Genomic DNA, 15407 nt, shown 5'->3' with positions numbered 1-15407 from the left:
CGGCACCATTTGCACCAAGCCATGAGCGACGACACTTCCGAGGCCCGGCTGCGCAGCGATGCGCGCCGCAACCGCCGCACCGTCCTGGACGCCGCGGTGACGCTGCTGGCCCAGCGGCCCAACGCCACCATGCAGGAGGTCGCCGACGCATCCGGCTTGGGCCGGACGACGGTCTACCGGCATTTCCCGCGGCGCCAGGACCTGATCGACGCGCTCTTCGAGGAGGTGCTGCGCGAGGCCGCCGAGACCGTCAACGAGGCGCTCGCCAGCGCCGGCACCGCCCGCGAGCTGCTCTGCGACCTCGGCACGCGCGTCATCGCGATCGGCGACCGCTACCGCTTCCTCGACGCCCACCCCGAGGTCAGGGACCGCACGCTGGCCGGCGAGAACGCGCTGGACGGCGCCGAGAACCCGCTCGAGGAGTACCTCGCGCAGGCCCAGCAGCGCGGCGAGGTCCGCGCCGACATGCCGGTCACGTGGATGCTCACGACGCTGCGCGGGCTCGGCGTGGTCGCGATGGTCGAGGTCTCGGCGGGGCGGCTCAGCGTCGAGGAGGCGGGCAAGCACGCCGGCGAGACGTGCGCCACCGCGTTCGCCGCGCGCTGACGCGGTAGCGGCTCGCGCGGCACCGCCCGAAGCGAAAAGTAGGACGTAGCACTGTTTACTTTCGGCGGCGCGGCCGGTACGGTCCGCGCCATGGCCACCGCCGACGTCCTCAAGCCCGATTTCGGGGCTTCGCGCAAGCACTTCATCTTCACCGACGAGCACGAGCAGCTGCGGGAGTCGATCCGCAACTTCGCCACCAAGGAGCTCGCGCCCCACGCCGAGGAGTGGGAGGAGACGACGTTCCCGGACTCGATCTTCCCGCGCATGGGCGAGCTCGGGTTCCTGGGCCTCGACAAGCCCGAGGAGTACGGCGGCCAGGGCGGCGACTACTACACCTCGCTGGTCCTCGCCGAGGAGATCGTGCACGCGAAGTCCGGCGGCGTGGCGATGGGCGTCGCGGTCCACACCGACATGGCGATGCCGCCGATCCTCGCGTTCGGCACCGAGGAGCAGAAGCAGGAGTGGGTCGTGCCCGCGATCAAGGGCGAGAAGATCCTCTGCCTCGGCATCACCGAGCCGGACGCCGGCTCCGACGTCGCCGGCATCAAGACCCGCGCGGTCTACGACGAGGCCAACGACGAGTACGTCATCAACGGCTCCAAGACCTACATCACCAACGGCCACCGCGCCGACGTGATCGTGCTCGTCACCAAGACCGACCCCGAGGCCGGCCACGGCGGCATCACGCTGTTCCTGGTCCCGATGGACGCGCCGGGCGTCATCCGCGAGGAGCGCCTGAAGAAGCTCGGCATGCACGCGTCCGACACCGCGCTGCTGGCCTTCCAGGACGTCCGGGTCCCGAGCTCCGCCATCCTCGGCGAGAAGGGCAAGGGCTTCTACCACATCTCCTGGGAGCTCCAGGGCGAGCGCCTGATCGGCGCCGCGGGCTGCGTCGCCGGCGCCCAGAACTGCTTCGACATGACCCTGAAGTACGCGCTCGAGCGCCAGGCGTTCGGCCGCTCGATCGGCAGGTTCCAGGTCATCCGCCACAAGTTCGCCGAGATGGCCACCAAGATCGAGACCGCCCGCCAGATGGTGTACATGACGGCCTGGCGCTTCAACAACGGCGAGTACCCCGTCCGCGAGATCTCGATGGCCAAGTTGTACGCCTCGCGCATCGCGGTCGAGGTCGCCGACGAGTGCATCCAGATCCACGGCGGCGCGGGCTACATGAAGGAGTACGGCGTCGAGCGCGTCTGGCGCGACATGCGCCTCAACCGCATCGGCGCGGGCACCGACGAGATCATGCTGGAGGTCATCGGCCGCTCCTACGGCCTGTGAGCCTGTTCACCGACGAGCACGAGGCGCTGCGGGAGTCGATCCGGCGCTACATCCTCGCCGAGCTGCGGCCGCACGCGACCGAGTGGGAGGACGCGCGGGGGTTCCCCGACAGCGTCTTCCCCGCGCTCGCCGAGCGTGGCTTCCTGGGGTTGAAGTACCCGGAGGCGCTCGGCGGGCAGGGCGGCGACTACCTGCACGACGCGGTGTTCATCGAGGAGCTGGCGCACTGCGGCAGCGGTGGCGTCGCGGCCGGGATCGGCGCGCACGTCAACATCGCCACGCCGCCGATCGCGAAGTTCGGCACCGACGACCAGAAGGCGCGCTACCTCGCGCCGGCGATCGCGGGCGAGAAGATCGGCGCGCTGGCGATCACCGAGCCCGACGCGGGCTCCGACGTCGCCGGGCTGAAAACGCACGCCAGGCGGGTCGACGGCGGCTGGGTCATCAACGGCTCGAAGATGTTCATCACCAACGGATGCCGCGCGCACTTCTGGGTGACGGCCGTCAAGACGACCGCCGAGGGCGGCCACCACGGCATCTCGTTCTTCATCATCGACCGCCAGGACGGCGTCACGACGTCGCCGATCGAGAAGCTCGGCTGGCACGCGTCCGACACGGCGCTGATGAGCTTCGACGACGTCTTCGTGCCCGAGGAGAACCTGCTCGGGCGCGAGAACGAGGGCTTCTACCTGATCATGGCCAACTTCCAGTGGGAGCGGCTGGCGATGGCGCTCGGCGCGGTCGGTGCGATGCAGGTCGCCTACGACAGGACCGTCGCGTTCGCCCAGTCCCGCAACGCGTTCGGCCGCCCGCTGACCGGCTTCCAGACCCTGCGCCACAAGCTCGCCGACGTCGCGACGACCGCGCACTGCGCGCGCGTCGTGACCTACGACGCGCTGGAGCGCTTCGTGCGCACCGAGGGCGACGCGGTCAAGGAGGTCACGATGGCCAAGCTCGCCACCCAGCGCGCGTGCTTCGACGTGATGGACACGTGCCTGCAGATCCACGGCGGCGCGGGCTACATGGAGGAGTACGAGATCGAGCGGATGGCCCGCGACGCGCGCCTGGGCCCGATCGGCGGCGGCACCGACGAGATCATGCGGGAGATCCTGGCCAAGGTGTTGGCGCTCTAGACGCCGGTTCTGTGGGTACGGTCGAGCGACACCTTGTCCTCGACCGACACCCAGGAGCAGCACAGGGACCGCGACCTCGAGCCGGGCGAGCTGAAGCTGCTGGCGGTCCTCGGGCTGCCGACGTTCGCCTACGCCCTGGCGACGACGATCGTCTCGACCTACCTGCCGGTGCTCGCGCGCGACTTCGGCGCGTCGTCGACGATCGTCGGCCTGCTGATCGCCGTCGAGGGGATCATGGCGCTGCTGCTCGCGGTGCCGGCCGGCGCCCTCAGCGACCGCCGGACCTCGCGGCTGCCGTTCGTGATCTGGGGCTCGCCGGTGCTGGTCGTCACGCTCGCGCTGATGGGCCTGGCCAGCTCGCTGACGTTCGCGCTGATCGCCGTCGTGGTGTTCTACGCCGCGTACTTCGTGGCCTACGAGCCCTACCGCGCGTTGTACCCCGACATGGTCGACGAGGAGATCGCGGGGCGTGGCCAGTCGACGCAGGCGCTGTGGCGCGGCGTGGGGACGATCGTCGCGATCGCCTCCGGCGGCGCGCTGCTGACGCTCGGCCAGGCGGTCCCGTTCGTCGCCGGCGCGGTCGTGACCGCGGTGTCGATCGTGATCTTCCTGACGCGGCTGCCCCGCGAGCGTGCCGACCACGAGGCGGGGAGGTCGTCCGGCCTGCGCGAGGACTACCGCAAGCTCCGGCGCCTGGTCAGGACGCGTGGCGACCTGCGCGCGTTCATGGTGGCCAACGGCTTGTGGGAGGCCTCGCTCGGCGCGACCAAGACCTTCATCATCCTGTACCTGACCGTCGGCCTCGGCGTCTCGACCGGGCTCGCGGGCGTCGCGGTCGCGGGCGGCGCGATCTTCATCGCGGCGGCGACGCCGATCAGCGGCAAGCTCGCGGACCGCTTCGGGACGGTCCCGGTCATGCAGGTGTCGCTGGTCATCTACGGGCTCGGGATGCTGATCCCGTTCTTCATCGGCAGCACGGTCGCGATCGCGATCGCCGCGCCGTTCGTCGGGTTCGGCGGCGGCGTCGTGATGACCCTCCCCTACGCGCTGCTGATCCCGCTGATGGGCGACGACGACCACGGCCTGACGACCGGGCTGTACTCCGTCAGCCGCGGCGTCGGGACCGCGCTCGGCCCGCTGCTGGCGGGCGTCGCGATCGGCGTCCTGGACGGCGTCTTCGACGGGACCCAGGGCTACCAGGCGGTCTGGGGCGTGTGCGCGGCCGCCATCCTCCTGTCTGTCCCGTTTCTCAGCAGGTTGCGGGACGAAGCCTGAACGGGCGGGGTCGCGGTTGTGCGATCGCACAACCGCACGGCGTCAGGCTGTGGCCCGCGTGCGAAGTCTCACCATTAGCAGCCACGTTACGGTCGTCCTCGGGGGGTGCCGGGTCAAACCACCTCGAGGAGTGTCCATCTCATGAAGCGCCTTGCGCGCAGCGTCGCCCCGATCGTCGGCGCGCTGCTCATCGTCCTGTCCCTCACGGCCGGGTCGGCCTTCGCCGCCGACTCGTACGTCGCCCTCGGCGACAGCTACTCGGCCGGCAACGGTGCCAACAGCACCAACCTGGATTCCAGCTGCAACCGCAACACCTACGCCTACCCGTACCTGCTCTCGCAGCAGAAGGGCTACGCGCTGACGTTCGTCGCCTGCGCCGGCGCGGTGACCGGCGACGTCATCAACTCGCAGTCCAACTCGCTGAGCACGAGCACGAGGCTCGTGACGATGACGATCGGCGGCAACGACATCGGGTTCACGAACCTGATCATCGCCTGCACCACGCTGGGCTGCGCGTCGCAGATCGCGTCCTCGCAGGCCAAGATCAACAACGAGCTGCCGGCGAAGCTGAACTCGACCTACGCGGCGATCAGGGCCAAGGCGCCCAACGCCAGGGTCGTCATCCTCGGCTACGGGCGCCCGTTCGCCAGCCCGTCGAGGACGTGCCTGGGCGCGACCGGCGTCTCGTCGGACGAGGAGACGAGGCTGACCACGCTCGTCGACTCGCTCGACAACACCATCAAGACCCGCGCGCTGGCCTACGGGTTCTCCTACGCCGACGTCAACCCGTACTGGGCCGGGCACGACGTCTGCGCGAGCAACCCGTTCACCAACGGGCTGACGCTGCTGCACACGGCCGACAGCTACCACCCGACGCGCAACGGCTACGCCAGCGGCGACGTGCCGGCGATCCGGTCGATCATCGGCTAGACGCGTCGCGTCAAGGTGAACCGGTCCGACGGGACCGGCTTGGGCCTCGGGTTGGCGGCGCTCGGCGTCGCCAACCTGTAGGCCTGCACCTCCATCTTCGCGACGCCCCCGCCACGCGGCGCGGGCGTCACGTCGAACTGCGCGAAGCCGTACGGGTGGCCCTCGTCGCGCACGGCCGACCACGTGACGTCCTCCTCGCCGGTCGGCAGCAGCAGGCCGGGCTCGACGAACACCGGTGCCTGCTGGCCGGGCTTGTCGTTGTCCTTGTCGTACTGCGCGGTCGGGATCGACGTCCCGCCGCCGCCGAGGACGAGCTGGACCCAGCCCTTGGTGGTGTCGACCCGCTCCAGCTCCTTGCCGAGGACCTGCGGTCGCAGGGTCGGCGAGCCGGCCTCGGCGTCGCCGAGCAGGTAGGAGCGCTCGTAGTCGTGGTCGTGGCCGGAGAGGACGAGGTCGACGCCGTGGGCGTGCAGCAGCGGCAGCAGCGCCTCGCGCACGCCGACGTCCGGGCCGTTGAGGTCGGCGCTGGAGACCAGCGGGTGGTGGACGAGCACGACGACCCAGTCGTGGGCCTTGTCGGCGCGGGCGCTCCTGAGCTCGCGCTTCAGCCAGGTCAGCTGCGCGCCCGCCGAGTAGCCCTTGTTGAAGATGTCGCCGCCCTTCTGCAGCGCCCAGTCCTCGGCGTCGACGGCGACGAACCGGACGGTCCCGACGGTGAACGCGTACCAGTGGCCGTCGTGGTGCCTGCTCCCGTTCGACGGCAGGCGGAAGCGCCCGAGGTACTGGTCGTAGCCGAGCGGGCCGTTGCCCTTCTCGATCTCGTGGTTGCCGAGGATCGGCATCCACGGGCGGCTCGCCGCGCTGCGAGCGTTGTTGTCCATGAACGTGTCCCACGCCACGCCGCGCCTGCCCGCGGGCTGGAGGTTGGCGTAGGCGAGGTCGCCGAGGTGGAGGTTCAGCAGCGGCTCGCGGCCGTCGACCTGGTCGACGATCCAGCGCCCCTGGGCGGCGGAGATCACGTAGTCCTTGTCGCCCGTGCCCTGGTCGCCGAAGGCGGTGAAGCGAAACGGCGCGCGGCCGGCGGGCGCGGTCCGGAACGTGCCACGGCGGGTCGCTGTGCCGTCGCCGACGATCTCGTAGACGTAGGCCGTGTCGGGGCGCAGGTCGTCGAGCGCCACGTGGTGGACGGTGAGCTGGTCGCGCTGCGCGGCCGCGGTGACGCGGGCGTCGCGATCGACGATCCCGACGCTGTCGGGCCTGCGGACCTCGGACAGGTGGCCGTGCGCGGGACCGACCCGCACGCCGGGCCGCTTCGCGCCCCTCGGCGCCGTCCAGGACACCACCATCTCGCGCTCGGGGCGCGCGCCGAACGTGAGGTGCACGCCGCTGGGTCCGGGCGCCGCGGCGCGGGCGCGCTCGGCGGCGCCGAGGAACGCGGGTCCGGCGGTGAGGGCGGCGCCGCCGCGGATCGCGCGCGCGACGAGCGCGCGGCGGGTGAGGTTCTTGGAGGAGTCGCTGGACATCGCGCGCCACTATGCGATGTCCGAAGCGGGACGTCCGTGTTCAGGATGTCACTGCGGCGTGACCGTCTGGTGAAGGCGCCGCGCGCGCACCGCGAGCTCCAGCTCCAGGCGGCCCTCGGCCGTCTGGAGCGGCTCGCCGAGCAGCTCCCGCAGCTGCGCGACGCGGTAGCGGACGGTCTGGGTGTGGACGTGCAGGCGCTCGGCCGTCGGCCGGACCTCGCCCTGGCACTCCAGCCAGACCTCGAGCGTCTCGACGAGGCGCTCGCGCGTGGCCTCCGGGACGACCGCCAGCGGCTCGTCGAGGACGCGCGCGACGAGGCCGCCCGCGAGCTGGGGATCGCCGAGCAGCAGCAGGTCGACGCCGCGGTCGTCGGCCCGGACCGCGGTCGCGTCCGTGGCGCTGACGAGCGCGAGCGCGCGCTCGGCCAGGCGCGCCGACAGCGCCGCCTCGTGCGGCGCGACCGTCGGCCCGACGCCGGCGCGCACGCCGTCCAGCGCGCCCGTCGTCGCGGCGCGGCGGCCCGGGCCGTCCGGGTCCGGGACCAGCGCCCAGCCGGTCCCGTCCACGCGCGCGACGACCGCGTCGGCGCCGAGGCGCGCGGCGACGCGCGCGCTGCGCTCGTCCCGGAACGCGACGACCGCCAGCTGCGCGGGCAGGCGCCACGCGGCGTCAGCGGCCGCGCCGGCCAGCTCGGCGGGCGCCGGGGGCGGGCGGCGGATCGCCAGCTCCACGAGCCGGCGCCGCGCGTCCACGCGTTCCACCGCGCCCTGGGTCTGCTCGTAGGCGTAGCCCTCGACGGTCACCGCGCAGAGGCGGTCGATGTAGGCGAAGATCGCGTCGGCGACCGCGTAGAGGTCCTCGGGCGCGATCCCGGCCTCGTGGCCGCGGGCGACCATCGCGCGCCACGCCGCCTGCGCGCCGACGCGGTAGGCGGCCAGCGCGCTGCCGACCGAGCGGCCCGCGCGCAGCTCGCTGCGGCCGAAGGCGAAGAAGACGTCGTGGTTGGGCAGCCGCGCGCCGCTCGCGTCGGCGGCGCCCCCGCCTTCGAGCAGCTCCAGGAAGCCGCGGATGCCGTGGTCGACCCCGTCGCGGACGTCGAGCGTCCCGCCCCACCATTCCGTGAACGGGGGCACCGCTTCGACCACGCTGCTCAGCACCTCGTCGGTCAGCGCGGCGATCGTCGGACGCAGCACGTCCACGACCGCGACACCGACGTCGTCCGGCTCCACGACACCAGCTCCTCCGTCAACCCGGCGCGAACGTACCCCAGCTAGGATCCGCCGCGCAACTTGACGCTCGGTTCATCTTTCGCAAGAGGAGACGTTTGACATGGGAGTTCTCGACGACAAGGTCGCGATCGTCACCGGTTCGGCCCGCGGCATCGGGCGGGCGACCGCCGAGCTGCTCAGCAGCCAGGGCGCGAAGGTCGTGATCAACGACCTCGACGGTGATGTCGCGCAGCAGACCGCTTCGGAGATCGGCGGTGAGACCGCGGTGTTCGCGGGCGACCTCACGAAGGGCGACGCGCCGGACAAGCTCGTCCAGACCGCGATCGACGCGTGGGGCAAGATCGACATCATCGTCAACAACGCGGGCTACACGCTGGACGCGCCGATCCACAAGATGAGCGACGACTGGTGGGAGCGCATGCTGGCGATCCACCTGACGGTGCCGTTCAAGGTCGTGCGCGCCGCGGCGCCGCACCTGCGCGAGCCCGCCAAGAGGGAGCGCGAGGAGGGCGTCGAGGTCTTCCGCAAGATCGTCAACGTGTCGTCGACCTCGGGCATGTTCGGCAACGCCGGGCAGGCCAACTACGCGGCCGGCAAGCTCGGCACGGTCGGCCTGATCAAGACGATCGCCAAGGAGTGGGGCCAGTTCAAGGTCAACGCCAACGCGGTCGCCTTCGGCTTCATCGAGACGCGCCTGACGTCGGCCAAGAACGACGAGAACCAGATGGAGATCGACGGCGAGAAGGTCCAGCTCGGCATCCCCGAGCAGCTCGCCGCGATGGGCAAGATGCTGATCCCGCTGGGCCGCGCGGGCACGCCGGAGGAGGCCGCGGGCGCGATCTTCTTCCTGTGCTCGCCGTGGAGCAACTACGTCCACGGGCAGGTCCTGAACGTGACGGGCGGCCAGCAGACGGGCATGATGTTCTAGATGAAGGTCATCCGCCCCGGCGTCGCACCGCATGAGGAACCGCGCGGCGTCGTGGGCGGACACGAGGTGTCGCGCGCGACCACCGGCAGCGAGGCCCTGTTCATGGGGATCTTCCGGCTGCCGGCGGGCGCGCGGTCGCGCCCCCACTACCACGCCGACTGCGAGAGCGCGTGCTACATGCTCAGCGGTGGGATGCGGATCCGGTGGGGCGAGCGGCTGGAGAACGTGGTCGAGCTGCAGCAGGGCGACATGCTCTGGGTGCCGCCGCACGAGACGCACGTGCTGGAGAACGTCTCCGACACCGAGGACGTCGAGTACGTCGTGGCGCGCAACTCGCCGACCGAGGACGCCGTCGAGGTCCCGTGGGCACCGCGCTGAGGCTCCGCGTGCTCGACGGCGACTACGCGGTCTGCAGGTTGTCGTCGTCGGTCGACGAGGTCGTCGTGCCGCCGTCCGGGACCGGCTTCTGGTCGCTGACCGAGGTCGGCGACGAGCGCTCGCTCGTCTGCCTGGAGGACCTCGTGGACGACACGGCCGGCGAGGTGGTGCGCGGCTGGCGGATCCTCGAGGTCGCGGGGCCGATGGACCTGGGGCTGACCGGCGTGATGGCGTCGATCGCGAGGCCGTTGGCGGACGCGGGCGTGCCGATCTTCCCGATCGCGACGCACGCGACCGACTGGATCCTCGTGCCGGGCGAGAGGCTCGCCGACGCCGTCGGCGCGCTGCGCTACGCCGGCCACGAGGTCGGCGACCACCCGCGCTAGAGCAGCCCGGACCCGGTCCAGATCGCGGCCTGGCGGTTGTCGCCGTTGGGCGAGTGGCCGTAGCCGGCGACCTCGGCGCCGATGGCGCCCCAGGCGAAGCCGCGCTGGCCGGTCGCGGTGTCGGCGATGGCGCTGATGAGGCGGGAGCCGAGCGGGCCGAGCGACTTCATGGCCTGTGCCCAGACGCCGTCGTCGAGGGCCTCCAGCCGCGCCCGTGCGGGTAGCTGCGGGTGCTGGGCGAGCACGGCGGTCCCGCGCGCGGTCGGGCCGAGGTGGGTTCCGCGGCGCTCCAGCAGGCCGTCCTGGACGAGCGTCTCGAGCGTGCGCCTGGCGGCGGTCGCCGGCGTCCCGGCCGCCTGGCGCGCCAGCCAGGCCGCGAGCGTCCCGATGCGGAGCGGCGCGCCGAGCTCGGCGGCCGCGCGGCGCAGGACCGCGTCGGTGCTGCGCAGCGGCTCGGGGAGGTCGGGCGCGTCGGCGGACGGCGTCAGCTCGTCGGTGAGGCGCAGGCCCGGCAGGCGCCGGACGCGGCGGTGCGTCCAGGCGTCGAGCGCGATCAGGTCGTAGAGCGCGGTGACGAAGACCTGCTGCGGATCCGCGTTCGTGCGGTCGCGCAGGACCAGCGCTGCGGAGGCCGGGATCTGGTCGACGTCGCTCACCAAGCGAAGGTTAGAAGCCGACGCCCTCGAACGCCACCTCGCGCTCCCTGCTCTCCTCGAAGCGGAACCTGTCCGGCGAGACGCCGCGGGCCTCGCTCAGCTCCAGCGCGATCCGCTGGACGACGACGGTCAGCGGGAAGATCGACAGCGCCTCGCCGAGCTGGGCGTGCGCGAAGCGCACCACGCGCGCGCCGGTGACCTCGACCGCGTCGGCGATCTTCTGCGTGCGCGCGGCCATCGGGCCGCCGCCGTCGAGGACGACCAGCGCGTCCTGCTCGTCGAGCGCGACCGACGGGCCGTGGAAGAACTGCTCGCTGCCGAGGCCCTCGGCGGCGACGTACGCCGCCTCGCGGATCTTCAGCGCGCCCTCGGCAGCGGTCCACGCGTTGGGGCCGGCGCCGATCAGCTCGACCAGCCGCGACGGCACCTCGATCAGCGGCCCGTCGAGCGCCAGCACCTCGGCGACCGCGCCGGGCACGCGCTCCAAGTCCTTCATGTCGGCGCCGAGCGCCCGCGCGATCTGCGCGATCCGCGCCAGCGCCGCGGTGTGCGACGCGGTGTAGGCATAGGACTTCTCGGGCTCCACGGTCTCGACGTCCGCACCGGACCCGATCCCGCCGACGTGCACGACCGCGGCGCCCGCCTCGCGCGCGCGCTTCAGGATCTCGATCGAGTAGCCCGTGCCCGCCGTGTGGCTCATGACGACGACGCCGAGCGCCGGATCGACCGGCACGCCATACGGCGCGAGGTCCGCGGCATGCGCGGCCCGCGCCCGCACCCCCGCCTCCCGCAGCAGCCACGCGCCATGCTCGGCCGCATGCCAGCTCGTGCCGACGCCGACCAGCAGCACCTCCCGCCCCCGCAGCTGCTCGGCGGCGGCGACCGCAGGCCCCTCGTCGCCGATCACCCGCTCCAGCTCGGCCGGCTGCGACTCCATGATCGTGCGCATGTGCGATGCCATACGCCCGACCCTACGCGGCCGCCCTGCTCCGGGCCGTCACAAGCGCCGCCCGCGGCCACGCCGCCACGGCGGGCGTCCGGTCTGCCTAGGCACCGACCTAGACGATCAGCAAGGCTGAGTTGTCAGCACACCATGAGAGTGGTACCACGCGACCGTCATGTCCCTCCGTCCGGTCCTCTTCATGACCCTGGCCGTCGTCCTGTTCGCCGCGGTCATCGCGCACCGGTTCGCGCCCGAGCCGTCGGCGTGCGTGACCGCCGACCAGGCCGACGTGACCGGCCTCTACCAGCAGGCGCTGACCCGCTACGCCGCCGTCCTGGACGACGACGCGGGCGAGCGGTGCGCCCAGGCCGGCCTGCTGAGGGCGGTCAGCGAGCGCTGCACCTCGATCGGGATCCTCGCCGCCGAGGGCGCCGGAAGGGAGGCGCGCAAGGCCTACATGTCGATCCTGGCGCTGGACCTGCCGGTCGCCGAGGACGCCGACAGGGCCGAGGCCATCCGCAGCTGCGCCGAGCGGGGCATGAGGAGCTACGCCGCCAACCCCACCTCGGACACGCGGTCCCAATGAGCGCCATCGGCGACGGCGTCGACTGGGTCCAGGCGCGCGTCGACGCGTTCACGTCGGTCGACTTCGCGTTCCTGCTGATCGGCTTCGCCGCGCTCTACTGGGTCTGGCGCGCGATCCGCAGCTCCAGCCAGCTCGGGCCGATCGAGATCGCCCCGATCGTCTGCGACAAGCAGGACGGCGGCCAGGCCCCCGAGATCGAGGCGCTCGCCTCGCTGCTGCGCGAGCGCCTCGCCCACAGCGGCTTCACGCCGACGATCCCGGGCGGCGTCCCGAAGCCGGACCCGATCGCCGCGCTGGCGGCCAGCGACATCCCGCAGGTCGGCTGGATCGCCCAGCTGCTCGACGCGCTCAGGTTCCCGCAGCCGCCGTCGTTCACGATCCGCGTGACGCTCCTGCGCGCGCCCGCCGGCACCTACGCCCCGCGGCTGCGCTACTGGCTCGACGGCGGCGGCACCCCGCTGCTGTCGACCGTCCGCGCCACGACCGACGAGATCGCCGTCAGGCGCCTGGCCGCGTGCGTCTTCGCGCACATCTCGCAGGTCGCGACCGGCGCGTTCCCGCCCTGGGCGCGGTGGACGTCGCCCGTCGCCGTCGCCGAGTACTTCAAGGGCCAGGAGCACCTGAGGGCAGGCGACGCCGCCGGAGCCTTCGAGCACTTCGAGGCGGCCGACAGGATCGAGACCACCAACTCGCTGCCGCGGCTGCAGCTCGCGACGCTGACCGAGATCGCGGCGGTCGGCGAGCGCGAGGACGACGACGAGGACCCGGTCCTGCTGGCGACGGCGCTCGGCCGCTACCGCGCGGTCGCCAACGAGCGGCCCGACCTCGTCGAGCCGCACTACCGCGCGAGCATCGTCGCGGCGATGCTCGTCCCGCTGGTCCGGCGCGGCGTCAACGACACCGAGATCGCCGAGCACGCCGGCTTCCGCGACATGAGGGACTCCGTCGACCTGATCGCCAGGCTCAACCGCGAGGGCAAGGAGCAGGCCGGCCGGACGCGGCGGCTGCTGTGGCTGCCCTCGATCGCGCTGACGCACTGGCGGATGCGCAACCGCTACGAGCTGCGCGGCGACGCACGCCGCGAGCTGCGCCAGACGATGCGCCTCTCCAGGCAGTGCCGGCAGCTGCGCAGCCAGACCGACCGCCCGTGGAGGCGGCGCGTCCGCGGCCTGCGGGTCCGGTTCTGGTACCTGGGCGTGCGCCGGCCCTCGTGCGGCTGGCAGGCCTATTACAACGCCGGCTGCTTCTTCGCGTTGTTGTACAGGTCGACCAGGGACGCCGACGACGCCCGGCGCGCGCGCCGGTACCTCGCCGACGCCAGCGAGCGGGCGGGCAGGCAGCTCGACGCGAAGTGGATGAGCATGCGCGACCCGGACCTCCAGCCGCTGCGCGACGAGGAGGTCGACGGCGAGGCCTGGGACGCCTTCATGCTGCGCCTGCGCGGCTCCGCCCTGAAGCCGAGGGCCAACCCGCTGCAGCCGTCGTGGGCGGCTTAGGCCGCGGGCGCGGCGCCTGCCGCCGGGCGCGGGCCGGGGTCGGGCAAAGGCGTCAGGCGCTTCTCGATCTTCTCGCGCTGGGACTCGAACTGCGGCGGCAGGATGATCTTGCGGCCGAGCTCTTCGACGGGTGAGTCGATCGTGAAGCCGGGGGCGTCGTCGGCGATCTCGAAGAGGACGCCGGAGGGCTCGCGGAAGTAGATCGACTTGAAGTACGTGCGGTCGATGATGCCGCTCGTGTGGACGCCGGCCTCGGTGATGGAGTCCTGCCACTGCGGGTGCTCGGCGACGGTCGTCCCCCACGCGACGTGGTGCACCGAGCCGCCGGACTGGCGGCCGCGCTCGGCGGGCGCGGGGTCGTAGGCGATCCAGCCGCCGCGGCGTTCGCCGCGCAGGGTCCACGTGGACTCGCCCGTCTTCTCGGCGCCGAGCACGCGCTCCAGCAGCGCGCCCGAGCGCGCCGGGTCGATCGCGTAGGCGCGGACGCCGTCGAAGCCCTGCAGCGCGTGCGCCGCCGGGATGTCGGGCGACGACGCGACGAGCGGCGTGTCGCCGGTCGCGTTGACGACCAGCTCGTGCTCCAACCCCTCCGGATCGCTGAACACGACGGATCCCTGATCGCCGCGCGTCACCGACACCTCCAACAACGGCAGGCGCTCGGCCCAGAACGCGAGCGCATCCTCGGAGCCCACGCGCCAGACGATCCGGTGGATCATCCCCGCACCCGGCCGCCCCGGGATCGCGTGCGGGTACTCGAAGAACGTCATCTCGCTACCGGGATGCCCCTGCTCGTCGGCGTAGAACAGGTGGTAGACGCTCGGATCGTCCTGGTTGACCGTCTTGGCGACGAGCCGCAGCCCGAGCACCCGCGTGTAGAAGTCGAGGTTGCGCTGCGCGTCGCCGGTGATCGCGCTGATGTGGTGGATGCCCTGGAGCTGCATCGCCGCACCCCTTTCAGGAAGTAGTTGCTAGCGCAATTATAGCGCGTGGTGTCCGCAGCCCTTGGCGACCTTCATTATCACTGCAATGTGCCCGGCACCGGGGACACGAGAAGACCCCCAACTGTGGGGGTCTTCTCTGAGCTGCGGATCTCCTGACTCAGGCAGCGACTGCGAGCTTGTTCTTCGTCTTGCCCTTGTTCCAGGTGTTGACGATGAGCCGGTAGCACGTAGACACGCGACTCCCGGTGCCGGAGTTCCGGAGTCCTCCGCCAGACGCCTGGGCGTGGACCGCACCGACCCACGTCTGCGCCAGGCCCGCCTTGGCAATCTTGGTCGCCAGATCCTTGTCCTTGACCACGTCTCCGTGGCGGCCGAGGAACATGCCGATGCCGCCCAAGAGCATCCCATCCCACGTCGAGTTCGTCCGACCCCACGCCTCCTGCGCGACACCGAGCGTCCGGTCCAGCACCTCCGGTCCGTAGTTCTCAGTGATGCGGAGAATGCCAGCCACAGCACCAATGCTGTTCGCCGTGGTACTCCCGACGATCAGGTTGTGCTTGTCGAGGACCTTCTGCGTGTCGACGAAAAGCGGCAGGCCTGCGGTGAGACCGACCTTGTACTCGTCGTGAGGGTTAGGCTTGCTCGACTCGCGGTTCTTGATGAGGAACAGAACGGCCTCCTCCATCTGAGAGAGGCCGTGATGGATCTCGGCAGTGATCTCGGGGATGCCTTTGATCTCGAATGCACGCTTGCGGTGCATGCCATCGACCGCGTACATCGTTCCGTCGGCACGGCGCGAGATGACGACGCTGCCAACCGCTTCCTCCACGAGCCCATCCGCGATGGCCTGTGCGCGCTTCGGGTTCAGCGTCCGCTGGGCGTCGGGATCGATCTTGATCTGGTCGATCCTGATCGTGACGCCGTAATCCACCCTGTGAGGCGGCAGGACGTACTGATACCGGGACATAGCCACGGTGGAACCTCTGTCTTTCTGCGCCGGCTTAAGGGAATGGCGGAGATGCCGGGGGATGCGACGCGTTCAACATGTTAGAGGACGATCGAAGACCCAAGAAAAACGAAACAAGAGCCCGACTGCTCCTCCGTCGACGGCGGCG

16 protein-coding genes are annotated in these 15407 nt (G+C 71.5%); 10 read left to right on the top strand and 6 right to left on the bottom strand.

From position 1 onward, the window contains the following. Positions 1-21: 21 nt before the first annotated feature. The 5 genes from H030_RS0107940 (at position 22) to H030_RS0107920 (ending at position 5225) form a co-directional block, all read left to right on the top strand. Entirely contained in the window at positions 22-606 is a 585-nt protein-coding gene (locus H030_RS0107940; RefSeq protein WP_027005722.1) for a TetR/AcrR family transcriptional regulator, read from the top strand. Positions 607-696: 90 nt separating this feature from the next. Next, positions 697-1887, top strand: coding sequence for an acyl-CoA dehydrogenase family protein (locus H030_RS0107935; protein ID WP_051222017.1), 1191 nt, complete (start codon positions 697-699; stop codon positions 1885-1887). Continuing rightward, entirely contained in the window at positions 1884-3020 is a 1137-nt protein-coding gene (locus H030_RS0107930; protein WP_027005720.1) for an acyl-CoA dehydrogenase family protein, read from the top strand. Before H030_RS0107935 ends, H030_RS0107930 begins: the two co-directional genes overlap by 4 nt. A 33-nt stretch (positions 3021-3053) precedes the next feature. After that, the gene (locus H030_RS0107925) at positions 3054-4295 is read left to right on the top strand and encodes an MFS transporter (protein ID WP_027005719.1); all 1242 of its coding nucleotides are present in this window, start codon (positions 3054-3056) and stop codon (positions 4293-4295) included. Between the two features lie 141 nt (positions 4296-4436). Then, positions 4437-5225, top strand: coding sequence for an SGNH/GDSL hydrolase family protein (locus H030_RS0107920; RefSeq protein WP_027005718.1), 789 nt, complete (start codon positions 4437-4439; stop codon positions 5223-5225). Here H030_RS0107920 and H030_RS0107915 read toward each other — a convergent pair. Both H030_RS0107915 and H030_RS30290 read right to left on the bottom strand, forming a co-directional pair. Beyond that, on the bottom strand, positions 5222-6748 hold the full coding sequence (locus tag H030_RS0107915) for a purple acid phosphatase family protein (RefSeq protein WP_027005717.1): 1527 nt from the start codon (positions 6746-6748) through the stop codon (positions 5222-5224). The genes H030_RS0107920 and H030_RS0107915 overlap by 4 nt on opposite strands. A gap of 48 nt (positions 6749-6796) precedes the next feature. After that, positions 6797-7978, bottom strand: a complete 1182-nt coding sequence (locus tag H030_RS30290) for a PucR family transcriptional regulator (protein ID WP_051222016.1) — start codon at positions 7976-7978, stop codon at positions 6797-6799. 100 nt (positions 7979-8078) lie between these two features. Between H030_RS30290 and H030_RS0107905 the strand changes: the two genes are divergently transcribed. From H030_RS0107905 to H030_RS0107895, 3 genes are read left to right on the top strand one after another with little or no spacing between them, the layout of a single operon-like run. Next, complete coding sequence (locus tag H030_RS0107905; protein ID WP_027005716.1) at positions 8079-8906, top strand: SDR family NAD(P)-dependent oxidoreductase; 828 nt, start codon at positions 8079-8081, stop codon at positions 8904-8906. After that, a complete protein-coding gene (locus tag H030_RS30285) occupies positions 8907-9284 on the top strand; it encodes a cupin domain-containing protein (RefSeq protein WP_051222014.1) in 378 nt (125 codons plus the stop codon). It begins immediately after the preceding gene. Then, the gene (locus H030_RS0107895; protein WP_051222012.1) at positions 9269-9670 is read left to right on the top strand and encodes an ACT domain-containing protein; all 402 of its coding nucleotides are present in this window, start codon (positions 9269-9271) and stop codon (positions 9668-9670) included. Before H030_RS30285 ends, H030_RS0107895 begins: the two co-directional genes overlap by 16 nt. Here the strand turns inward: H030_RS0107895 and H030_RS0107890 are convergent. Beyond that, complete coding sequence (locus H030_RS0107890; RefSeq protein WP_027005714.1) at positions 9667-10326, bottom strand: hypothetical protein; 660 nt, start codon at positions 10324-10326, stop codon at positions 9667-9669. The genes H030_RS0107895 and H030_RS0107890 overlap by 4 nt on opposite strands. A gap of 10 nt (positions 10327-10336) precedes the next feature. Continuing rightward, positions 10337-11287 carry an SIS domain-containing protein gene (locus H030_RS0107885; protein WP_027005713.1) on the bottom strand — a complete coding sequence of 317 codons (951 nt, stop codon included), beginning with the start codon at positions 11285-11287 and terminating at the stop codon, positions 10337-10339. Between the two features lie 157 nt (positions 11288-11444). Here H030_RS0107885 and H030_RS0107880 point away from each other — a divergent pair, with 157 nt between their 5' ends. Beyond that, complete coding sequence (locus tag H030_RS0107880; RefSeq protein WP_027005712.1) at positions 11445-11855, top strand: hypothetical protein; 411 nt, start codon at positions 11445-11447, stop codon at positions 11853-11855. Beyond that, entirely contained in the window at positions 11852-13351 is a 1500-nt protein-coding gene (locus H030_RS0107875; RefSeq protein WP_027005711.1) for a hypothetical protein, read from the top strand. The genes H030_RS0107880 and H030_RS0107875 overlap by 4 nt, the downstream gene beginning before the upstream one ends. Here the strand turns inward: H030_RS0107875 and H030_RS0107870 are convergent. Together H030_RS0107870 and H030_RS0107865 are read right to left on the bottom strand one after the other, a co-directional pair. Beyond that, on the bottom strand, positions 13348-14292 hold the full coding sequence (locus H030_RS0107870; RefSeq protein ID WP_027005710.1) for a VOC family protein: 945 nt from the start codon (positions 14290-14292) through the stop codon (positions 13348-13350). The two genes, H030_RS0107875 and H030_RS0107870, sit on opposite strands and share 4 nt — an antisense overlap. 157 nt (positions 14293-14449) lie before the next feature. Further along, complete coding sequence (locus tag H030_RS0107865) at positions 14450-15259, bottom strand: DUF6551 family protein (RefSeq protein ID WP_027005709.1); 810 nt, start codon at positions 15257-15259, stop codon at positions 14450-14452. Positions 15260-15407 lie beyond the last annotated feature (148 nt).

Origin of the sequence: Conexibacter woesei Iso977N (assembly GCF_000424625.1) — a bacterium.
GTDB lineage: Bacteria > Actinomycetota > Thermoleophilia > Solirubrobacterales > Solirubrobacteraceae > Baekduia > Baekduia woesei_A.
The sequence above is the reverse complement of the archived record's forward strand: the minus strand, read 5'-3'. Positions and strand labels throughout refer to the sequence as shown.